We start from the raw sequence: 21541 nt of genomic DNA, 5'->3' as shown, positions 1-21541 counted from the left end.
TGGAATTGGAAAAGAGCCTTTGAAAATTAGACAGGAGGCTCTGAAATGATCAGCCAACCTGTAAAAGCCCCGGCTTTCCTGGCATTACTGCAAGGGCTTTAAGACCATAGGTATGCTACAGATGCCAAGTGTTGTCTGTGAACGAATCGAGAAGATTTATGACCGGTTGCTTCAGCGGGCTCTAATGAAAGAAGTCGTCTATATGGAGAAGCAACGAGAGGAGCTTAAGCGCAAGAAAGTCAAGAATACTAAAGCTTACAATCTCTTCAAACGACTCACTGAGTTCAAGGCTGAGACACTGCGCTTCATGTCAGATTTTACCATTCCCTTCGATAACAATGGCAGTGAGCGGGATGTTCGAATGGCCAAGTTAAAGCAGAAAATCTCAGGCTGCTTCAGGAGTGCAGACGGTGGTTCTATGTTTGCACGGATTCGCAGCTATTTGTCGTCTGCCAGAAAACAGGGAATGGACATATATCAATCACTTCATAGAGCTGTTCGGAATTACTGTAATATGCCTTTGCTCAGTGCTGAATAGTTACCCGACATTTATGTTTTTTACTACATATCGGGTTAATTGTGCGCTGTTACTATTGGCTTTGGGGTGTGTAGCTTCTTCTTTATCGGAAGGCTTTGTGGCAGCCAGCATCATGGATCGATATCGACCGGGAACCCTGCTGGCCCGGTATTCAGCCTGATTGGTGCTTGTCAGTAGCATTCTCTTTGCGTTATCCGGATCAATAATCGCGTCATAGTGAACATACAGCTCATTGTCTGCAGCCACATTAACGGGCCGGTTGATATTGGCATCCCCTGCTTCCATCAACAGATAGTGTTTGCCAATTGCCGGATCCTGAATGATTGTACTGTCAAAGATAAAGTCGGCGGCAGTGCCAATGTTGATATTATTGGCACTGACCACGGGTGCTTGCTGTGTTGTTCCGTCAGCTAATGGTTGGAGTCTTGCCGAGTCCGGGTCCTGTTCTGTCAGCATCAGGCGACCATCCTGCTGATAGTTGCCGTGAATCATAAGTTCAGATGGTATGGTAACGGCTGCTCCCTGACGAATATGGAATACCGGTGATGATTCAGACGACTCTGTATGACTACTGTCTGACGAGCCCGGAACGATTGCCATACGGTCTGCTGAAAAATGAAGATGACCATTAACCCCAATCAGCCCGTTGGACTGAAGCAGGTTGTCTTCATAGCTGTTGGTGCCGTTAAAGGTAACGGTATCAATATCGGATAACTGGCCTGTCACTGTGGTATTGGTGGCAATGAAATGATCATCTTTACCTCTGGCTCCTGTTATTGAACCAATCGCGCCACTGGTCTGCTCGATGGTAAATGATGGACGACCTTGTCCGGGTAACAGGTTGACCTCACCCAGTGTTCCTCTGGAGTTGACGTACACTCTTTCATGGTCATCAGTAAAGTGGGTAGCCAGCTCGCCTTTGCCTTCTGGTGCCACGTCAGACACAAGGATCTTGGCGGCACTGGCAGCTTCATGGATGTTGATGTTTTCAGGATTAGTCGCCTGAATGCTGCTCCAGTCAGAACCCAAAATATCGATAGTAGCGAATCCCGAAGCATCTTTTAGGCGACCATTCACCAGGGCCAGAGTGTCCTGTTTGTCCTGTCGGCCTTTTACCTGATCGGTATTTCCACCATATTGAACAAAGTACAGCGAGGGGCGCTGGGTATTTGCCGAGAAATCCAGTAATTTCAGGTTGCCCCGTTGATCAGGAAATTCATCAGAGCCCCTCTCTCCAAGGTTGGTGACGACAAATGTCTTATTTTTGTCATCCTGCGGATCATGTGAAAAATCAAGATGAAGCGACTGTCTTTCAGCGGCGCTCTGTTCACTGGGCAGCGTTCCATCAGCAGCAATGAGGTCCGCAGCGCCGCCGGGTGCAATAGTCAGTGTTTCCGGGTTGTTAACCAGCCCCTGGTTGCTCCAGCCTGCACCGTGAATCCAGATGTGTTTTACAGAATCAATATTACCAATATTGGCTCCATCATTAATGTTGACCCGTTGTACCTGATGAGCAGGCTGGTTGCTTTTAATAGTCAAAGGACGATCTGGTGATGTCTGTATGTTCAGCCTGGCAGGGGTATCCTGGACATTTGATATGGGTATGCTTTGGGAGTGGCCAGAAACATTGACTTCTGTAACAGGCGCATCAGCAACTAAATCAACAGCACTGATCCAGCCTTCAGATACAAAGTCAGAGGTAGGTACAAACAGTCGCTCTACTGCCGGTGTTTCACCTGTAAGCCTGGCGCCTTCCGTTAGTTGCAGATTATCAATTTTTTTGCTGAATACCCTGGTTGGCCGACTTTCCGACGTGTTGATAACCAGGTTGTTACCCACAGGGCAGAGCTGCGGGTCGCTACCAACCAGTACATTGTCAAACCCGGTTTCCGGAGCGTAGACACCATCAGCATTACTAATTCTGCCCAGCTCCAGAGTGTTGGTTTCACTGGGCATAATGAGCACCACACCACCGTGCAACGATAGATCGCCAAGGCTGGCCTGATCATGTATTTCCAGCAGACCAAGGTTTCCACCTTCTGTTACCTCGATTGGCATTCTCTGTCCGGAAGCGGTTTTTACCTGAAGGGTCAGATCATCCTCTGTCGTATGATAAGGCTCCTGTGGCCCATAAACCTTCAGAGACTTCAGAGTACCATGCTCATCAATAAGCACTTCTCCGGTGTTATTCAGCATTCCATGAGAGCCCCAGTCATCACCGGCAACGGTAACAGAATGGAGGTTGTCAATATCACCCTTAATGTGACCTCCGTGAATCACCAGCTGGTCAGCTTTTTCAGGGTTACCTGTCAGCACACCGATTTCACCATTAACAATCTCAAAGCGCATGTCGGGACGTTCTTTAATGTTGAAATGTAGCCCCGGAGTAATCAGGTCAGTTGTTAATGTTGCACTTTCAGGCTTCCTGACTGAATACGGCATAAAAGTCGGGTTCGGTATCTCCCCGGCTTTGTCTGTGCCCTCTGTCTCCGGGTGATCAACACTGACAGCATAAATATGCCCAATGGGCAGAGTGCTGGTTAGTTTCAAAGACTCAATATCGGCAGGAAGCTCCACCGGAGCTGCCACACCATGAAGATTCAGGCAGGAAAATCCATTGCGCAGCGCTGAGCTTGAGACTGTCTGTACGGTTTCTGGTGAACCTGCTTTGATGGTCTATTCGTCATTTCTGGCTTTGCTTCCCCTGAGATTTACCGGCGTGTCACTGTGGTGGACATAGTTAGTTCTCGTCCAAAAACGCATCAGGCAATCATAATTAGATTGTACGTTCGTTTTGATATTTCCTGAAATTCCAGAGAGCCGCAAAAACTCTTCCCTTTTTTTCTCTAATCTGGGACGGATATTGGAGAAAAACGCGAAAAGCAGGCAGAAAACATCCTCCCACCATGCTGGAAAGGTACTTTCATGTAGCGTGGAGGTGGCTATCAGGATGGTGCCGGGTGTCTGGCCAGAATCACCAGGTTGTAACAGACCACCGATAACCAGCAATGAGAATCAAAACGCTCAGAACCCTTGCAGTGGCAACGTGATAGCCCAAAACATCTCTTTAGCCACGAAATTCCCGCTTCAATACCTGCCCGGAAGCGAAAGAGCGTTTTATACACATACTGACTTTTAGTCATCTCTTCGACTTCAAGTCCGCGCTTCTTATTAAAAGCTACATCGCTGATTCCCATGGCCTTGGCTTTTTCCAAATTAGCGCGACACGCGTATCCGCCGTCACCGCTTGTCTGGCGAGGTACACGACCATAAATTTCTTTTTGTCTTTCCATCATCGGAATGAATTGGTCCGAATCCGCTGGGTTACCTTCCTCAATAACCAGGTCCAGGATCAATCGACTTTTTCCCTGAACCAGGTTCAGTTTATGGCCATACTGTACTTGCCGCCTGTCTTTTACGATGATATCCGTATGGGGTTCATACAGGCTAACCACTTTTTCCTGGGCTGGCACCTTTTCACCCTTAAAGACCCTGCGCTCTGTCTGGGAGACTATTGCATCCACCAGGGGTAACAGGTGATCCACATCGGCCTGCCACTTGTCGGCATCATCAGCCAGGAGACACTGCCCCTGCTGACGGGCGTTTGCTAGCGTGACAGTAGCTTCGATAAGTACCTTCCGGGATTTTCGGGTCAACTGCAGCAGTTTTTTTAATGCTGATGCCGCTCTTCTTTGCCAGCGTAGATGCATTTTCTGGCCGCATCTTTTACGGCTCGGTTGTGATGGGTATATTCATAAAGCGGTGTCGCTGTCAGTGTTTGTCCCCGTTCCAGCAGCCGACAAATTTCTTTAACGGAACTGGCTAAAAGATCACTGTCGCAAGGAGGTTTGATATCCGATTCGGTGACTGTGCTGTCAATAGCCACAGTGCGCCCTTTTTCAATACCCTGATCTTTAGCGGTCATTAGCTGACAGTTATTAATCCGTTCCCATGTAGATGCAGTAAGAAGGCTGATGAGCCCATGCAAACTGGAGCGACTGGGGCGCTGGTTTGGTTCGAGGCGACAAAAGTCTCGAAAGAGCATGGAGTCCATCAAAACAAACGACAAGTAGTCATAATCACAATTCAAATACTGTTTCAGGAGTGCCGCACGAAGAACGGATTCTGCTGATAGTCCGTTCCGCCCAGTGTTCTGTTTATCACCAGAACTTAAGTCCTCATAAATCCAGTCATTGAACTGTGGATGGGCGTCAAGCCATTGCGAGATACCGGAAAGCTGGGAGCAGATTTCATGAGGTACGTAATGGAGTTCCATACTACACTGCGGGTTGCGTTTTTTGCGCATTTGGAGTCCTCTGTTTTTGGCAATCCCTTATGTTTCTTGCTCTTGGGAAGTTTAGTCGCCAGATAGCAGTAGGGCTCCACTTAATTTTTCAGGATAAAATCTACAGTTTTCAATTGGTTGTGTTTTTGGACGAGAACTAGTTAAGGTCAGGGCGCTGGTGGTCATTGGTAGCATCAATCTCATCAATATTGCCGTAATTGGTGATTCTGATAGGGGCGCCGGATTCAGTATCACTAAAAAGAAATCCCAGGTTTCCATCGGTAGCTGTTGGCGGGGCTCCCAGTGTAATCCCCTGCACATGTGCCGATGGTGAAACCTCAAGATGCCTGGCATCACGAACGGGTCCGTAAGCATGAAAAGGCTGGTCAGCGGAGGCCGTTACCATAAGTTTCTGTGGTGCGATCAGTTGGCCAAAACGTGCCCCATTGGCAATGGTGACTTCTGCTTTACCCTCTGACCCATCGAACTCCGGAACCGGTTGCCCCGTGCTGAGGTGAAACTCTGAAGGCGTAGCAACCACCAGGGTATTGACTTTTTCTGTCGGGGAGTTGTCTTGTGAGGAGAATGCCGAGTCCCTGAGGATAATTGATGTTTGTTCAAAAGCAGGAGTGTCTCTATCACCAGTGTATTCAGTGACCAGGTGTTTTACCCCACGGACCTGTCTCTTGATCACAAATAGCTACCTTGTTCTATCATTTCTCACTGATAAAACAGGTCATGCTTCCACTTTCTCCTAAACCATGGTCAGAACTAACTTTTGGATGTGCTGATTTGGGTGATACTCGACGTACAAAACGACTTGTCAAAGTTGCTGCCGAGCTTTCAGCTCATACCGGTAATTCTTTGTCATCTTCATGCGAAGGTTATACCGCACTGGTAACTGGAGCTTACCGGCTGATTGAGAATGAGGCCGTAAAGCCTGAAGCAATAGCTGAGGCAGGCTTTCAGGCAACTGCCAAAATAGCGAGACAGTCTCGCCTACTTCTGGCTCTCGAAGATACAACAACCCTGGGTTATAAACATGCTGTCAGATCCGAGCTTGGTGATCTTGGAGGTCCTGAAGGCTCTAAAACCAGAGGATTCCACGTCCACTCTGTCTTCTTGGTTGATGCGGATACAGAGCGAAGCATTGGGCTTATTGATCAAGAACGATGGGTTAGAGAGGACGTTCAGCGGGGGAAAAAGAACCAACGTCGTCAGCTACCTTACGAGGGAAAGGAAAGCTTTAAGTGGCAAAGAGCCTCTGAAAACACAGAACAAAGGATGGGGGGTAAAATGCCTGACATCATCAGTGTTTGCGACCGGGAGGCGGATATATACGAAGGCTCTTATTGGATTACAGACTGTTCCCAGATTGAACCTGGCTGAAGCACTTATCATTAAAGGCTCTCAGAGCTTTGCTCGGCAATTTGCCCTCAAGCCTTACATTGCGTGGTCCACATCCAATTTTCACTGCAGAGCAGTTCGGAAATCAAATAGAGCCTATACGAATATATGCACTACAAACTGGATAACCGACAGCGGTTTGTTGTAAGAGCTACACAAAACAGAATCCTGGTGGATGGCGAACTCTTATTATTTGATTCCTTAGCTCAGACTGAAGTGTTGGGGAAATATACGATAGTGGTTCCTCAAAAAGGAGGTAGAAAGAAGCGAAAGGCAACGCTGCAGGTCAAAAGAAAGAAGATGACAATACAGGCGCCGCAAAGGCCAGGCGGCAGGCCGGAACCGGTAACTATGAATATTGTGTCGGCTGAAGAGATTGGCAATGACTCCGAAGACCGTTTGCACTGGGTACTATTGACAACTGAAGATATTGAAACATTCGAAGACTGTCGCTCTATCATTCGATTTTACGAGCTCCGATGGCGAATAGAAGAGTTCCATAAGGCTTGGAAATCGGGAGCAGGAGTAGAAAGGCTTCGTCTGCAATCTCCGGATAACATTGAACGACTTGCGGTCATATTAATGTTTGTCGCTGTCAGACTAATGCAAATCCGTGAAGCATTAATGTTACCGAATGACAGGCAGCACAAAGACAGAAAGCTTTGGAGTGAAAAAACACTCGCGAATGAGGTGGTCAGTGATGATGAATGGCAGGTTCTCTGGCTAACCTATGAAAAAAAAGCGTTGCCCGATAAGCCGCCAACAGTCACTTGGCTGCTTCAAACGATTGCTCGGCTTGGTGGTTGGGGTGATTCAAAGCATACAGGGCAGCCCGGCTGGTTAGTGGTATGGGAAGGCTGGGCGAAATTGCAGGATCGGGTAAAAACCTGGCAGATAGCCCGGCAGTTCAGCGCTGGAGAGATGTGATCAAGAGTCAGCCCACGGACCGGGGCTTTTACCTGCCAGTCGCCATCGGTTTGAGCCCTGATTCGATGGACATCTTCAATGATGTTGATGGTTCCGCTGTCCAGAAATAACTCATCACTGCCGTTCAGATGGCCTGTCATCCGGCTCATGCTACCACCCTCCAGCGATATTCTGGCAGCAGGACGGTTATCGGTAGCGGATAAATCAATGTTGGCTATTCCCGATTCATTGACCCTGATATCAAAACCGTTTGCTGATGGAAACTGATCGGTAAAACTGAGCTGCAGAGTTTGCTCCTGATCCTCACCGATATCACTCAAGGTAAAATTTACCGTGCCGCCGGCAATCAGTGATTGTGGATTGATAACTGGCCGGGATACTGCCCACTGGTCACCGGCAATATAAATGAACTCAAAATCCCTGACTTCACCATTGACTATGATCTTTTGGTTAATGTCTTCAGTCATGCCTTTTGCCGGATTGATGTGCAGGATATCCATCGGGCTGTTACCGATCAGGTTTCCCTGTACTGTTCCGCCACGAAGTTCAATCAGATTGATGTCATTACCCGATCCTTCAAGAAGAACGGCGGCATGTTTTCCGTTTATGTGGCTACCGGGAGTGAGGATGGCGATATTAAAAGGACCTGTTCCCCGGATAGCGGCATGATCACTGATGACGGTTCCTGAATTCTTAAGTCCACCTTTATGCAGGTGAATGCCAGTGGCACCATCAATAGCGGTTATTGTGCCAGTGTTAGCGATAAGTCCGGCATAGACACCCGGATTGTCCGGGTCATTGGATTGTGCCATGGCTCCGGTTGAGTGCGAACCCGATATCTCTATACTGCCGTGGTTTTTGATTAGACCGCTGTCGTATGACAGTAGCCCTGTTCCCTGACCTTTAATGGCGCCATGGGTATCATTTATAGCGCCTGCTTTGTAGTCATTACTGTATTCATTCCAGTCTTTGGTTCCGAACCACTCAATGTTCAGTCCATTGCTGACCATTCCTGTACTTTCAGGGTGATTTAGATAGATGGTACCGTGATTGGTAACCGTCGTTTGACTGTCGGTACCGTCAGAGCTGGCTGTTGCCCTGATACCGGTACCTTGCACATTGACTTCAATATTGCCGTTGTTCAGGATGGTTCCACCTTCAGCCTCCATTCCCGTCATCCCTTTTGTCGAGATATAGATAGTGCCGGGATCTATATTGATCGCTGAGGTATTCGACTCCGTTCGTATGTCTGTGGCATGATTGTCTAACCCTTGAGATAGACCATTTAAGTGAATGGAACCCTCATTAAGAAGGTGATTATTTTCATCTGCTATGGATGCCGCCGTTTCAGGGTTTTCAGTGTTAATTCCAGCATAACCACTTTGAATTACTGAAGAAATTGCAATTACCAGTATTTTTTTATGGAATGTCTCAAAGTCGAAACCAATCATTATTCAGGTTCCTCAACCAATGGGATATGCTATCAGTGGGTTAAACTTTCGGGCTGAAATTTCCATACATTAATGGTAACTGTTCAGCACCCCCACATAAATCTGGAATTTTCTGATTTTTATACCATCCTCTTAAGCACCATTTTTCCACAATATTCGCCAGCATGATTCCAGAACTACCCGCAACTATGTCGGCTGAGATTCTCTTGAAAGAGAATGCAGAGCTGCGGATGAGAGTTGCCTGTCTGGAAGAGCGATGTCGAGAATTGGAAGAAAAGGTTGGCAAGAACAGTCAAAACAGCAGCAAGCCGCCATCGTCTGATGGTTATCAAAAACCTTGTAAAAACAGTAATTCTCCAGATCATTCTGACGACCTTTCCGCAGATAAAGGTACCGATCCATCGGATGAAAAACCCAATCCTAAAAGTCTGAGACAGTCTTCTGGTAATAAAGCCGGTGGAAAGAAAGGGCATCAGGGCACTTGTCTTAAACAGGTCGATATCCCTGACTATATTGAGTACCTTCCGGTTAAAGAATGCAATAAATGTCAGGCGTCTCTTCTTGATAGTGAGCCGGTCAAATATATTGAACGACAGGTGTTTGAACCAGGGAGACCGGGTGAATTTGAAGTAACGGCCCATAGAGCTGAAGTAAAAATCTGCACTTGTGGTTGTCGGAATCAGGCTGAATTCCCGGAAGGTGTTACCGCTGCCGCACAATATGGCTCAGCCACACAGGCTATGGCCGTCTATCTTAACCAATACCATTTCCTGCCTTTTAAGCGCGTGTCAGAGTATTTTAATACTCTCTATAAAATGAGTGTAAGTGCAGGCACTGTCGCCAATTTTGTGGCCAGAACCTATGAAAATCTGGCTTCTACTGAAGAGGTTATTCGTGACGCCTTGCGGGAATCGTCTGTTGCCGGAGCCGATGAAACGGGTATGCGGGCCGAGGGCTCTTTGCACTGGCTACACGTTATGCGGGATGAACAATGGACGCTCTACTACTTGTCTGAAAAGCGAGGTCGTGAGGCCATGGACACGATGGGCATACTGCTAACATTTGCAGGCGTTCTGGTTCATGATCATTGGAAATCCTATTTTGCATATGCGGCAACTCACGTACTTTGCAATGCCCATCACCTGAGGGAGCTTTTGGGTGTTGTTGATAGGGACAGCAATCAACTGGCGTTGCGATTGATGAAGCTACTGAGGCTTTCCTGGCATTACTGCAAGGGCTTTAAGACCATAGGTATGCTACAGATGCCAAGTGTTGTCTGTGAACGAATCGAGAAGATTTATGACCGGTTGCTTCAGCGGGCTCTAATGAAAGAAGTCGTCTATATGGAGAAGCAACGAGAGGAGCTTAAGCGCAAGAAAGTCAAGAATACTAAAGCTTACAATCTCTTCAAACGACTCACTGAGTTCAAGGCTGAGACACTGCGCTTCATGTCAGATTTTACCATTCCCTTCGATAACAATGGCAGTGAGCGGGATGTTCGAATGGCCAAGTTAAAGCAGAAAATCTCAGGCTGCTTCAGGAGTGCAGACGGTGGTTCTATGTTTGCACGGATTCGCAGCTATTTGTCGTCTGCCAGAAAACAGGGAATGGACATATATCAATCACTTCATAGAGCTGTTCGGAATTACTGTAATATGCCTTTGCTCAGTGCTGAATAGTTACCATTAATGTATAAAAATAACCTCAGAGCTATTGTGAACTCTGAGGTTATTTGCCCGGATAAGATTGGACGGTGTATGGCAATCAGGCCAATGGTTATTTGAAATAAAGATGGTATGGAAAAGGATTTTTCATACAAATTATCATTCTAGTTTTAAAATAATCTCGACTTTAGAGTCTGTATAAAACGATAATTCGGTCAGCTTTTTATAGTGAAGCAAGCCGAAATCAGTGAACTGTTTTTCCAAGTTCGTTATTACTTCCGTTTTTTGCCTAAAAGCCTTTAGTTATGCTGCTTCTGAATTATCCGGTATTAACTGGTCGATCAGATCGCGAAAATTGAACTCATATTTTTGCTTATATCTGTTCCAGCCCTTGCGAATAGAGAACCTCGGAATAATTCCTGAAAGAGCAATTTTCATCATGCCTGCAGTGGTTGTATCCGGGCTTCTCCAGGGTATCCGAGAAATATTCAGACATGCCTGATTTTTACAAACGGTTAATAACTGCAATAATGCATAGCCTGCCATTTTCAAATGCATCCATCGAAGCAGTGTTCGCAATTTCTGCTGCCATAAATGGCAACAGCCAAAAGCATGTTTGAGTTGGTGAAACATTGGCTCTACCGGCCATCTCCGGGAATAGGCACGAAGCACCTCCAGTCCCTCAAGTTCCGGATTGGTCGAGATGAATATTCTGCTTTCGGTCAGACCTTTGTCATTTTCAAAGCGACTCCAGACGACGCGTACTTCACGACCTTTAAGGAATCTGGCGCGACAGATCAGGGTACGATAACGTATTTTGCGAAATTTGCCGTACATCCATACTGTTGCTTTTTCTTCCGGCAGTTTCTTAACCTGTTCTGTCGTCATCTTGATGCCGTACTTTTTTGGGCGCCCTCGCTTCTTTACGGTGGGTGCTGGCGGCAAAGCATAGAGGGCCCGATTTGAAGGTATCTGACCAACAACTTCTATGTTCATTTCCAGAGCTGGCTTTATCAGTGTCCAGTTCATATACCAGCAATCGGTTAGCAGGCGTAGCACTCGATCCTTCACTTCATTGCGTACCACCCTGAGCATGGCCACGGCAATTTTCAGTTTGCTGGTGTTACCTGAAGCTGGTGTCGGAAATGAGATCACCGGTATGGCGGTAAATACTTCATCTGCAGCCCGCTCAAATATGATGGCCAGGGAAACCCAACACTGCCCCCAGATGTACGTCGGCCGATTGCGTTTCTTGCTGTGTTGATGATGTGTACGACAAGCAGGGGCTTTGTCGGAAAACCGTTCGATTACCCAGTCATCAAGCCCCAGGACCACAGGTTGATTCTCAGGAGCTTTGGAGCAGACCAGACGGATCAAGTGGCGTGCCAAGTTCTTCCATTGCCACTTGCCCTGAGATAGCCAGTGGTGGTAGCTGCTCCACACACAATGAAAATCAATTGTTAACAACGCCTGTGTAACAAAGCCGTCGGCTGAAAGCATGCAACCGAACAGCAGTTCGCAGAACGTTGGTACTGCAGTTGATGATAGCGCTCCAGCAAGAAAGGTTGTATATGAAGCGAGCTCCCTGAGGATTACTTGATGATCTGAAGTGAGCATGGCAACCATCTCGAATTTCGTCATTGGGGATGGTTGCTTTTAGCAGATTATGCGCCGGAACTATTGTGCTCTTAAAACTCTAAAGTCGAGAAAATAATATTTTTTGCCTTATTTTTTATAAAACTGAATAGCTGAGAGGCTCATAATGTACTCTCAACTTTTTGTAAAAGTTTCTTTACCGGTGCCGCCAACCCCAACTCAGGTGATTGATTCAGGGCAAACCAGTAATAGTTGTCGTGATCTTTTATTACCATATTGGTCGTTTGTCCCGGGTACTCAACAAAACCCAGTGCTGGAGTAATGTCCAGATGGTAGTGGCTGAAGGTATGCCGAAAAGACGGCCATGTGTCGAATTTTTTTAGTAACAGGCCTGTTTTCTCCAGAGCCTGCTCAATAATCTGGTCAGGATCTGAAATTTCAGGAAAGCTCCAGAGTCCTCCCCAAATGCCAGACGGTGGACGTCTTTCCAGTAGAACCTCACCGTACTGATTTACTGCCATAAGCATAACTACCGACTTTTCCGGTTTTTTCTGTTTTGGCTTTGATTCCGGATACAGGCTCTGCTGGCCTGTTTTGCCAGCTAGACAGCCAACTTCCAGAGGACAAATCTGACAGGCGGGTTTGCTTCTTTTGCAAACCGTTGCCCCCAGATCCATCATTACCTGGGTGTAATCACCTGCTCGATGCTCAGGTGTCAGCTTTTCAGCAATCTCCCATAGCTTACTGGCGACCCGTGCCTGTCCGGGCCAGCCGGGAATAGCAAAGTAGCGGGTAAGCACCCTTTTTACATTGCCATCCATGATCGGAGCCCTGATCCCCATGCTTATGGAGGCAATGGCTCCGGCTGTGGATCGACCAATACCCGGAAGTTCCATAAGCTGTTCAACAGAGTGGGGAAATGCTCCTGAGAACTCACTCATCACTTTTTTTGCAGCTTTATGCAGGTTTCTTGCGCGACTGTAATAACCAAGGCCACTCCAGAAATGGAGTACTTCGTCTTCACTCGCTGCAGCAAGTTCAGAGACGTCCGGAAATCGCTCCATAAACTTCTGGTAGTAAGGAATGACAGTTGTTACCTGAGTCTGCTGCAGCATGATCTCGCTGATCCAGACGCGATAAGGCGTTTTATTTTGTTGCCATGGCAGGTGTTTACGTCCATGGGTATCGAACCAGTCCAGAAGCCTTTGGCTGAACGTAGTGTCTGTATAGGGGGCTTTTTGAGTCATTAAATTACAAAAATCGGGTTTGCGATCAGCCTGCTGGCCGATCGCGGTAAAGCACTGCCGTGAGCAGAATAAATAGCCGAGCAAAATAATAGCCGTGAGCAGAAAGACTAGTTAAAGAAGCCCTTGAGCAGATCTTTTACAGGTCCCTGCACCTTGTCTTCTATCTTCTGCTTAAGGCGATTTTCTGCAAGCTCTGCCATGGTTTCAGTCAGTCGTTTGACATCAATGCCACATTTCAGGTCATCAAGATCGCCATAGCAACGGACAGGCCAGGTGACATTGACATACTCCTTGTTGATCTGACAGGCCGGATCGCTGCCGGGCGTTTCTTCTCCACGGATGTTGAGGCCAATATGATAGTCCATCTGGCGATCAACAAGGTTTACGTATCCATAACCTTTCAGGTTCATATAGGCGAGTGCTGCGATCAGATTGTCGTTGGTAGCAACGCCGTTTTTGATGACGAAGGAACCGCTGAGGTCAGTAAAGTCGGTGGAAGAGCCCCAATCAGTTGTCCTTAACTCTTTCTTGCGGATGAAGGCTATACCTTCGCACAGCATTTTGTCGAAATTGGCCTTGGTGAATACGCCCTTATCGATATTGAACTCCATATTGCCATTCAGGTTTCTGGTGAGAACACTGGCGTATTGACCATGGGTATCCACCGTCATACTGGCATTTACCTCGCCTTGCAGTGATGCAAGATCAGGAATGGGGGTTGATAGCGCTGCAAGACTAATATTTTCCAGTTCAGCGGATGCTGCCATTTCCGGGTTACCGGCCTGGCGTACATCCAGGCTGGAAGTCATATTAATAGTGCCCTGATAAAAGCGGGAACCGATTTTTGCTTCCAGATTACCCCGGGCTGATTTTATATCCACCGATGGCTGTTCAAAAACGAATTTGGCAACGGTGAGAGAGGCCAGCTTCATTGAGCCGTCAAGATTCAGGTCGCGAAGCATTGTTTCGGGAATCAGAGGGTGTTCTTTGCCTGGTGTCGGGTGTGATTGAGCGGGTTGCTCTTCGTCAGAAGCTGCTGGTTTATCAGTAGCAGGAGGGAGATAATTATCCAGATTAAGGTCGTTACCGGTAAAGCTGAATTGCATATCGCCCTGGTCAATACTGCTCATCCTGAAATTGCCATCCAGGGTAAAGCTATCCAGCTGGAGCTGCAGCTTATCGGTGGTCAGGCTTTCACCATTGGTACTGAAATGACCGTCAAAAGATAGTTTGTTCAACGCGGTTGGGTCAGCCATGGGAGGAAGCTGGATCTTGATCTGGCTCAGCAGATTGGCAAGGTTGAACTCTGCCACGCCCAGGTTGCCTTTAACCAGCATGGGCGTCTGCTGATATTGAACATTGCCGATGATACTCAGGCTCTCCCCTTTTTCTACATCAGGAGTAGCACTGATTTTCAGGTTTTGAATGTCATAACGACCCGCTTCCAGATTAAACGTCATCTTGCCACTGATCAGTGCTTTCAGGACGAGATCGGGAATGGTGATGTGAGCTTTCAATTGAAAATCAAAAGGCTGCTGATTGCGGATGGCTCCAGTGGTTAAACTGGCCTGATCAATAACGTACTTCTGCCCGGAAACCTGGTCATCGTAACTGATCATCAGTCCACTGACATTGACGCTGGCAATGTCCAGTTTGAGTGAAGACGAGCCAGATTCAGCCTCGGGAGTGGAGGCCGGGGATGGCGCTTGCCCTTTGGGTGTCTGTTGTTCAGAAGGCTTTGGCGCACTGACCTGCCAGTTTCCCTTGCCTTTGGTATTCTTCACCAGCGTTAATTCAAGCCCTTTCAGCTCAAGGGTCTGCATTTCAATCCGTTTACTTAACAACGGAATTAACTTTACGCTGACATCAGCGGAGCCCAGTTGAGCCAGTTGGGAGCTGTTTGCCCCTTTGACATAGATATCCTCAAGAGAAAGGCCAACCCATGGGAATATTGACCAGCCAATGGGCCCGTTAATGCGGACTTTCAGTCCCGAATGATCATAGACAAGCCGGGTGATTTCATCGCGATACTGGTTGGGATCGATAACACGTGGCAGGAGTGTTGCAGCGATAATACCCAGTAAAACCACCGCCGCCAGCAGAACGGCAATGAACTTGAGAATGCGGTTCATGGGAAGCATCAGCCTCTGAAGTGTGGAAGAGTGATAATAACAGGAACCTATCTTACCCTGATAGTTAACGCCATCAAGGGTAAAACAGGTTTATTGTTGCAATGGGAAGTTGCAATGGGAAGTTGCAATGGGAAGTTGCAATGGGAAGTTGCAATGGGAACAGAGTCAGAGGCTGGCGATTTGCAGTTTTTTCAGTGATTTCACCGGACGGGTCCATGGATGAAGGATCAGGGCAACGTTTTTCATTGCCGGGGACTTCAGAGCCCTTATGGCTTCCTGACTGTTGCTGTATTGTCCCTGAACCAGAACATACCAGTCCTTCTGGTTGCGCTGAACATGCACAGTAACTGCTGAAGCGAGTTCAGGGAAACGCTGTTTCAGTTTTTCAATGGTTTCCGGGTTACTGGCTGCGAACCACTGGATTGTATAACTGTCTTCAGGGCTGTTCAGCAGTGCATTTACATACTGGTGATTGTCAGGCTGCTCATAGTTGTTGTCCGGCTGATAGCTCGGGTTAACCCTGAGAGGCTGAGCTCTGTTGGACGTCTTATGAACAACCGGTTGTTGATGTGTTGCCGGTGTATCGACTTCGGTTGAGCGCCTTAAGCTTGCTTCTGCTGGCAGTTGGTTAAATTCTTCACGGTGGACGAAATAGGTCTTTTCAACGGAGGAATCCTGACCGATCCACTGACGTTTATTGATAGAGGGTTCTATCCCGGGTTTGGCCCATGCATGAGTGGCTTGTGGGGTGGTTTTGACCAGGGATTGCAAATAAGCAATCTGTCTGACTTTTGGCGAGAAGCGTGCCGACACTCTTGATAGCGAGGGAGTGAGCAAAGCGTCCAGAGCCGCTGAGCGATTCACAAAAAGCATACTCACCAGGGCATAGCGGTTCCTGTTGTTGCTCTGGTAATGGATGATTTGAGTATTTTTTAATTCGCTGTAACGAAGTTTTGCTCTTTCAAGCGATGCTTTTCTACTGGCATTCATCCATTCAATGGTGTAGCTCTCTGGATTGGCTGCCAGAACATTGATTGAAGGCAGGATTGGTTCCGGCTTTTCATAACCCCGCTGTTCTCTGTATTCAGGAACAGGTGAAGCAGGCTTATTCGCAATGTTATAGTCAACACTCCCCGGGCTATGTTGCTGAGAAATTTTAGTGCTATAGGCCGGAGTGATGCTGACGTACATTTCTTGTGGGTTGGCCTGCTCTGGCAGAATCCGATATTTTTGATCGCTGGACAAGCCAGAGTATGCTTTGCCGTCGAATTCGCTGCCATAAGGCACGGTATTCATATCAGCAGATTGGCTTTGGTTATATGCTGCCTGAGCAGTTGCATAGCTGTTATTACCACGATTTAACGACATTTCCACTTGCGGTTGCTGAGAATACGGTTGCTGAGCAAAATAGGGTTGCTGTTGATATTGTGAAAGTTGATTGTTTTGTTCCGTACTATAGGAAATGTCATAGTTAATAGGATTATTATTGCTGTCGCGCATGGACAGCTCTGGAGGATAATCTGGCTGGTTGTTTTCAACCAGCCTTTCAACCGGATATTTCGGTCTGGTAATATCCAGCTTATGGATACTGGCCAGCGATCTTGTCCAGGGATAAAGTTCCTTGGCCATATGGGATCTGGGAGGTGAATCCAATGCGGCCATTGCCGCAATATGGCTTGGGTATGGGCCATCAAGAAGCACATACCAGACTTTGCCTGATCTTTTGTATTCAGCAATGGTTGCGTCGTTTAATACCGGGTGGCGCTGTTTAAGCAATTCCAGCTGTTCACGCTCTTTTGCTGCCATCCATTGAAGCACGTAATGATCTCTCGGAGCATCCAGAATGGTTACTAAAGACTCTGTATTGCGTGCTTCAATGGATAATGAATGATAGGACTCAGCATAAAGCTGTTTTTCATCAGGCTTATTTTGCTTGGAGTTTCCGGCATGTTGTGGTGCAGATACGGATTTATAAAGCTGCCCGCGTATGCCGTTGCATAGCCAGTCATTATTAATGCCTGACTGACAGTTCCAGGAAATATTCGAAGCCAGAGGTTTTGGCGGCAATACAAGACTTTCTGCTACAGGAGCAGCAATTGACGTCAGAACGGCCACGACACAAAGCCTGAGTTGTTTTTCCTTAAACAACAATTGACCGGACATGGTATCAGATCCTTCTTTATTCAATTCAACATTACCTGACTTGTAAACAAAATCAACCCTGATTAAAAAATATTTTTTTATTAAATATTTATTGTGAGTATTTCGGTTCTTATAAAGAGAGCTATTATGTTATCGGCAGAAGCGCTTTTTTCGGAAATCAAAGAATACAGGTTTATTGGTTTTTTTAATCCGAAAAAACGGGCTATTGATTGTTATTTTATCTATAAAGTCAGCCTTTAATAGTGTAAACAAAGGTTGGTTGCCCCCTCAGGTTTGATTTTAAGTGGTTGCGGGAAGTTGTGAAAAGTCGCGAAAAGGTGCGGAAAGTTGAGGAAAAAATAATGTCGAGAGTGAATTACCCTGCATCCAAATTACATGCCAATGTAATTTGGATCGCAGGGCTGCTTAACATTTTATGCTTAACGCCGGTCACCAGCATGGCAAATGAGTGCTTCCCGGCGTTGGATAAGGCAAAGTCTCAGTATATCGTCGGTTATGGGAACCTGCTTTATGAACAGTCCGGGAAATCTACAGAGGTTGGGTTTCAGTCCGAAGTTCCGGTATGGGTTGATGGATTCAGAAGAGGGTGGCAGACCAGAACCCGTCAGGAAAACAATGTAAAGGTAACTGAACTGGGGGTTATTCCGTTGGTTGGTGGGCGGTTTAATGGGGTGTTGATCTCCCTGCCCGTCAACAAGATAAAGTCGATAGATCGCCAGCAGAAACTGACCTGTCGTGTCCCGGTAAACCCGGCGCAATTAACGTCTATGAATAACGAGAAGATTCCAGGCAATAGTCAGTTCTGGCTTTATCAGACGCAGAATAAATACTGCAATAAACCCGCAGGTAGCTATCCGATTCTAATGTCGGACGTGGATGAATTTCTCACGGGGTGTATTGAGCAGGCTGATCGGTTTGGCCTTAAGTCCTTTGCCCGGGAATGTGTGGCTACCACTTGGGACTGGTCATCCCATTGGGTAAATGATCGTCAGCACCCGTTAAAAACAAAGCCGGCGCAAATTCGGAGGCAGCAAGTTGATCAGCTTCTGGAGACCCTCGAAGGCAATCTTTATGAGCAGGTTCAGTCTGAATAGCTGACCTGCTGACAAGCACAATGTTCGGCTAAGTTACCGTTAATGGTTGAATCAGCTAAACTCCCATAAAATCTACGTTGTAGGGGAGTGATATGCAATCTGAACTCTTCCAGAATTTTATTGATTCCATTTCAACATTAACCAGTGAACAGCGAGACATTCTTAACAACTCGCTCCTTAGTACTCAAATAGAGGTTACCGAGGTAGTAGAAACCACTGACTCTGAACCTGTTTACAGTGAATCTATACCCAATAACGATAATGCAACACCTGACGTAGAAAAGAGCATACTTGCCCAATTTGCCGAAAACCCCAGGTGCCCCAAATGCAAAAGCCATAGCGTTGGTCGCTGGGGCATACGAAATGGCCGACAGCGCTACCACTGCAAGACTTGCGACTCAACGTTTAACGCCTTTAGTGGAACGCCTTTGGCAAGGCTCAGGCACCCTGAAAAATGGAACAAGTACCTCGCAGGTATGACTCACTCTATGGTCTTGCGACCAGCTGCTGCTGAGAATGCCATTGACTTGAAAACTGCGTTCCGCTGGCGTCACCGCTTTCTTGAAGTGATTAATAATGATCAAGCAGAAGAGCTTTGTGGCATTACTGAGCTTGATGAAACATTTTTCCGTGAATCCTTCAAAGGGCAAAGAGAAGGCCTTCCACGGCCAACCCGAAAGCGGGGTAATGATCCCAACAAAGCCCGAAAAGTCCCGGTAATGGTGGCTCGGGACCGTAATCGAAATACCGTTGACGGTGTATTAGAAAACGAAAGTGCTAATGAATTGTGCAGGCATTTAAATGGCCGCATATCGATACAGGCCACGGTCTGTGCGGATGCACACCTCGCTCACGAAAAACTTGCTGACAAGCTTGGATTTGTCTTCAAGGAGCTGGTGACATCAGCAGGTCAACATGTTGTTGAAGGCATCTACCACATCCAGACTGTAAATTCTTATCACAGTCATTTAAAACGCTGGATTGGCGGCGTATTCCAAGGGGTTGCAACTCGTTACCTTCCCCATTATCTGGCCTGGAGGCGAGAACTGACGGCAGCAAAAAAATTAACTGTTGGCCGGTTGATCAGCAGAATTACTGAACATTGGTGCTTCCAACCATTAACGGTAACTTAGCCACAATGTTCTGTCAGGCATAGATTAACACCCGTGATTGGGTTGAAGCGCGGCAGACAGCAGCCCTTCTTTACTATTAAAAAAGTGCAGAATGACAAAAACAGGCAAGAAAGAGGTTTAAATGATGTTTGCAAACACGAGTACCTTTTCAAACACACTGGCTGAATCATACCGCGATGAAGTGTGTTTAGCTGCTATCCAGTGCAAGGATGCTCCTACCCATGCAGTGCAGGGAACGGTATACTTTTCTACGATTGTGAACAGCGAAAAATTTGAATGGGCACTTGTACCACTTGAGAGCAGGGATGTGAAACTGTATGCGTCCCCTCCTGGTGTTACCCACGCAGTCTGTGCAGAAAATCGTGATGTTCTCTGCGCCGGGGAAGGTAGCTATAAAGGTGGAAAGCTGACAATTAACAATCGATCAGGGCATTATAAACCTTCCTGTGATAGCCTCGAGCCGGCTAAAAAGTACTGGATTGCTGCAGGTTTTCTACCCGAAAATATAATAGTGAAAAAGCACAGCCACGAACTGGTCCACGAATTGGTTTATGATGGTTTTTTTGGATAAATGGTTCTTTTGGCTAAATAGTTACTTCACTAATGGTTTCCTGCTAACCCCGGCAAACAGAATAGATGACAACCCAACCGGAGAAGTTCATGGCTGAGCGCAAGGCCAGTGTTGAAAGAAACACCCTGGAAACCCAAATTTGTGTGGCCATCAATCTGGATGGAACTGGTAAGGCATCTTTTGATACAGGAGTACCTTTTCTTGATCACATGATGGATCAAATTGCCCGCCATGGCCTCATTGATCTCGACATCAAGGCTGTTGGCGATCATGAAATTGATGATCACCATACGGTTGAGGATATTGGTATCACGTTGGGACAGGCCGTTGCCCGGGCTATTGGTGATAAAAAAGGGTTATATCGTTATGGGCATGCTTATGTGCCACTGGATGAGGCACTTTCCAGAGTCGTTATCGATTTTTCCGGCCGACCCGGTCTGGAGTTTAACGTTGAATTTACCCGCGCAATGATCGGTCGCTTTGACGTTGACCTGTTCCATGAATTCTTCCAGGGTTTTGTTAATCACGCCGGAGTTACCCTGCATATTGACAACCTGCGGGGACGCAACGCTCACCACCAAATTGAAACCGTCTTTAAAGCCTTTGGCCGTGCCTTGCGTATGGCGGTTGCCCCGGATCCGCGAATGGCGGGACAGATGCCGTCCACGAAAGGGTCGTTGTAATCATGAAAACGGTTGCTGTAATTGATTATGGGATGGGCAACCTTCACTCCGTCAGTAAAGCGCTGGAACAGGTTGCTGATGAGAATACCCGAATCATCGTTACCTCCGATCCTGACCAGATACTGGCTGCTGATAAAACGGTACTTCCCGGAGTGGGTGCAATCCGTGACTGCATGATGGAAATACAACGTCATGGCATTGATGAAGTGGTTCGGGAAGTGGTCGCTACCCGCCCATTGCTTGGTATTTGTGTCGGTATGCAAATACTGCTAGATCATAGCGAAGAGAATGGTGGTGTTGAGTGCCTTGGCTTGCTGTCAGGTGATGTGAAGTTCTTTGGCAAAGATCTTCGGGATAATGAAGGTTCTCGATTGAAAGTCCCCCATATGGGCTGGAGCCCGGTTAGTCAGGTTGAGCCATCCCATCATCTTTGGCAGGGCATTGAGGACAATGCCCGGTTCTATTTCGTGCACAGTTACTACGCCCATGTTGCCAGTGAAGCTGTAGTGGTGGGTAGAAGTGAATATGGCCCTGGTTTTGATGTTGCCCTTGGCCATGAAAATATTGTTGCTGTGCAGTTTCACCCTGAAAAAAGTGCCGCCAATGGACTGCAGTTGCTTGAAAACTTTTTAAAATGGAAGTCCTGAACT

Annotated in this window: 18 protein-coding genes; 9 read left to right on the top strand and 9 right to left on the bottom strand. The window is 47.0% G+C overall.

Annotated features, from left to right (window positions below; translation table 11 throughout):
* Positions 1 to 121: 121 nt before the first annotated feature.
* Entirely contained in the window at positions 122 to 538 is a 417-nt protein-coding gene (locus MJO57_RS29140; protein WP_252017803.1) for a transposase, read from the top strand.
* Here MJO57_RS29140 and MJO57_RS29135 read toward each other — a convergent pair whose 3' ends face one another.
* The 4 genes from MJO57_RS29135 to MJO57_RS29120 all read right to left on the bottom strand — a co-directional run bounded on the left by MJO57_RS29135 (position 539) and on the right by MJO57_RS29120 (position 5517).
* Complete coding sequence (locus tag MJO57_RS29135; protein WP_252020785.1) at positions 539 to 3115, bottom strand: hypothetical protein; 2577 nt, start codon at positions 3113 to 3115, stop codon at positions 539 to 541. It lies immediately after the preceding gene.
* 368 nt (positions 3116 to 3483) lie between these two features.
* Positions 3484 to 4248: a transposase gene (locus tag MJO57_RS29130; RefSeq protein WP_252020783.1), complete on the bottom strand. Its 765-nt coding sequence runs from the start codon at positions 4246 to 4248 to the stop codon at positions 3484 to 3486.
* Positions 4209 to 4844, bottom strand: a complete 636-nt coding sequence (locus MJO57_RS29125) for a hypothetical protein (protein WP_252020781.1) — start codon at positions 4842 to 4844, stop codon at positions 4209 to 4211. Before MJO57_RS29125 ends, MJO57_RS29130 begins: the two co-directional genes overlap by 40 nt.
* Positions 4845 to 4980: 136 nt before the next feature.
* A complete protein-coding gene (locus MJO57_RS29120; RefSeq protein ID WP_252020779.1) occupies positions 4981 to 5517 on the bottom strand; it encodes a hypothetical protein in 537 nt (178 codons plus the stop codon).
* A 44-nt stretch (positions 5518 to 5561) separates the two neighbouring features.
* Here MJO57_RS29120 and MJO57_RS29115 point away from each other — a divergent pair, with 44 nt between their 5' ends.
* Entirely contained in the window at positions 5562 to 6212 is a 651-nt protein-coding gene (locus MJO57_RS29115; protein WP_252020777.1) for an IS4 family transposase, read from the top strand.
* A gap of 126 nt (positions 6213 to 6338) precedes the next feature.
* Positions 6339 to 7157: an IS4 family transposase gene (locus MJO57_RS29110; RefSeq protein ID WP_252020775.1), complete on the top strand. Its 819-nt coding sequence runs from the start codon at positions 6339 to 6341 to the stop codon at positions 7155 to 7157.
* A gap of 1491 nt (positions 7158 to 8648) precedes the next feature.
* Here MJO57_RS29110 and MJO57_RS32955 read toward each other — a convergent pair.
* The gene (locus MJO57_RS32955) at positions 8649 to 8774 is read right to left on the bottom strand and encodes a hypothetical protein (protein WP_256492740.1); all 126 of its coding nucleotides are present in this window, start codon (positions 8772 to 8774) and stop codon (positions 8649 to 8651) included.
* Between MJO57_RS32955 and MJO57_RS29105 the strand changes: the two genes are divergently transcribed.
* Positions 8773 to 10287, top strand: coding sequence for an IS66 family transposase (locus tag MJO57_RS29105; RefSeq protein WP_252017330.1), 1515 nt, complete (start codon positions 8773 to 8775; stop codon positions 10285 to 10287). The genes MJO57_RS32955 and MJO57_RS29105 overlap by 2 nt on opposite strands.
* A 288-nt stretch (positions 10288 to 10575) precedes the next feature.
* On the opposite strand, the gene MJO57_RS29100 is transcribed toward MJO57_RS29105, so the two are convergent.
* The 4 genes from MJO57_RS29100 to MJO57_RS29085 all read right to left on the bottom strand — a co-directional run bounded on the left by MJO57_RS29100 (position 10576) and on the right by MJO57_RS29085 (position 17434).
* Entirely contained in the window at positions 10576 to 11913 is a 1338-nt protein-coding gene (locus MJO57_RS29100) for a transposase (protein ID WP_252017304.1), read from the bottom strand.
* 116 nt (positions 11914 to 12029) lie between these two features.
* Positions 12030 to 13199 carry an A/G-specific adenine glycosylase gene (mutY, locus tag MJO57_RS29095; protein WP_371924709.1) on the bottom strand — a complete coding sequence of 390 codons (1170 nt, stop codon included), beginning with the start codon at positions 13197 to 13199 and terminating at the stop codon, positions 12030 to 12032.
* 23 nt (positions 13200 to 13222) lie between these two features.
* Positions 13223 to 15256 carry an AsmA family protein gene (locus MJO57_RS29090; protein ID WP_252020773.1) on the bottom strand — a complete coding sequence of 678 codons (2034 nt, stop codon included), beginning with the start codon at positions 15254 to 15256 and terminating at the stop codon, positions 13223 to 13225.
* 156 nt (positions 15257 to 15412) lie between these two features.
* A complete protein-coding gene (locus tag MJO57_RS29085) occupies positions 15413 to 17434 on the bottom strand; it encodes an SPOR domain-containing protein (RefSeq protein ID WP_252020771.1) in 2022 nt (673 codons plus the stop codon).
* Positions 17435 to 17709: 275 nt separating this feature from the next.
* Between MJO57_RS29085 and MJO57_RS29080 the strand changes: the two genes are divergently transcribed.
* The 5 genes from MJO57_RS29080 (at position 17710) to hisH (ending at position 21538) form a co-directional block, all read left to right on the top strand.
* A complete protein-coding gene (locus MJO57_RS29080) occupies positions 17710 to 18504 on the top strand; it encodes a hypothetical protein (protein ID WP_252020769.1) in 795 nt (264 codons plus the stop codon).
* Positions 18505 to 18596: 92 nt separating this feature from the next.
* On the top strand, positions 18597 to 19637 hold the full coding sequence (locus MJO57_RS29075; protein WP_252017335.1) for an IS1595 family transposase: 1041 nt from the start codon (positions 18597 to 18599) through the stop codon (positions 19635 to 19637).
* A 121-nt stretch (positions 19638 to 19758) separates the two neighbouring features.
* Positions 19759 to 20208 (top strand): hypothetical protein, encoded by a 450-nt coding sequence (locus tag MJO57_RS29070; RefSeq protein ID WP_252020766.1) that lies wholly within the window; start codon positions 19759 to 19761, stop codon positions 20206 to 20208.
* Between the two features lie 89 nt (positions 20209 to 20297).
* On the top strand, positions 20298 to 20891 hold the full coding sequence (gene hisB, locus MJO57_RS29065) for an imidazoleglycerol-phosphate dehydratase HisB (RefSeq protein WP_252020764.1): 594 nt from the start codon (positions 20298 to 20300) through the stop codon (positions 20889 to 20891).
* A gap of 2 nt (positions 20892 to 20893) precedes the next feature.
* Positions 20894 to 21538: an imidazole glycerol phosphate synthase subunit HisH gene (gene hisH / locus MJO57_RS29060; protein WP_252020762.1), complete on the top strand. Its 645-nt coding sequence runs from the start codon at positions 20894 to 20896 to the stop codon at positions 21536 to 21538.
* Positions 21539 to 21541: the final 3 nt, after the last annotated feature.

This window comes from Endozoicomonas sp. SCSIO W0465, assembly GCF_023716865.1.
GTDB lineage: Bacteria > Pseudomonadota > Gammaproteobacteria > Pseudomonadales > Endozoicomonadaceae > Endozoicomonas.
The sequence above is the reverse complement of the archived record's forward strand: the minus strand, read 5'-3'. Positions and strand labels throughout refer to the sequence as shown.

Bases quoted from the DNA above. Each gene is read 5' to 3' on its own strand.
- MJO57_RS29075 (WP_252017335.1), top strand. From the start codon at position 18,597: ATGCAATCTGAACTCTTCCAGAATTTTATTGATTCCATTTCAACATTA.
- MJO57_RS29130 (WP_252020783.1), bottom strand. From the start codon at position 4,248: ATGCATCTACGCTGGCAAAGAAGAGCGGCATCAGCATTAAAAAAACTG.
- hisB (WP_252020764.1), top strand. From the start codon at position 20,298: ATGGCTGAGCGCAAGGCCAGTGTTGAAAGAAACACCCTGGAAACCCAA.
- MJO57_RS29110 (WP_252020775.1), top strand. From the start codon at position 6,339: ATGCACTACAAACTGGATAACCGACAGCGGTTTGTTGTAAGAGCTACA.
- MJO57_RS32955 (WP_256492740.1), bottom strand. From the start codon at position 8,774: ATGCTGGCGAATATTGTGGAAAAATGGTGCTTAAGAGGATGGTATAAA.
- hisH (WP_252020762.1), top strand. From the start codon at position 20,894: ATGAAAACGGTTGCTGTAATTGATTATGGGATGGGCAACCTTCACTCC.
- MJO57_RS29115 (WP_252020777.1), top strand. From the start codon at position 5,562: ATGCTTCCACTTTCTCCTAAACCATGGTCAGAACTAACTTTTGGATGT.
- MJO57_RS29070 (WP_252020766.1), top strand. From the start codon at position 19,759: ATGATGTTTGCAAACACGAGTACCTTTTCAAACACACTGGCTGAATCA.
- MJO57_RS29100 (WP_252017304.1), bottom strand. From the start codon at position 11,913: ATGACGAAATTCGAGATGGTTGCCATGCTCACTTCAGATCATCAAGTA.
- MJO57_RS29105 (WP_252017330.1), top strand. From the start codon at position 8,773: ATGATTCCAGAACTACCCGCAACTATGTCGGCTGAGATTCTCTTGAAA.
- MJO57_RS29140 (WP_252017803.1), top strand. From the start codon at position 122: ATGCCAAGTGTTGTCTGTGAACGAATCGAGAAGATTTATGACCGGTTG.
- MJO57_RS29090 (WP_252020773.1), bottom strand. From the start codon at position 15,256: ATGCTTCCCATGAACCGCATTCTCAAGTTCATTGCCGTTCTGCTGGCG.
- MJO57_RS29125 (WP_252020781.1), bottom strand. From the start codon at position 4,844: ATGCGCAAAAAACGCAACCCGCAGTGTAGTATGGAACTCCATTACGTA.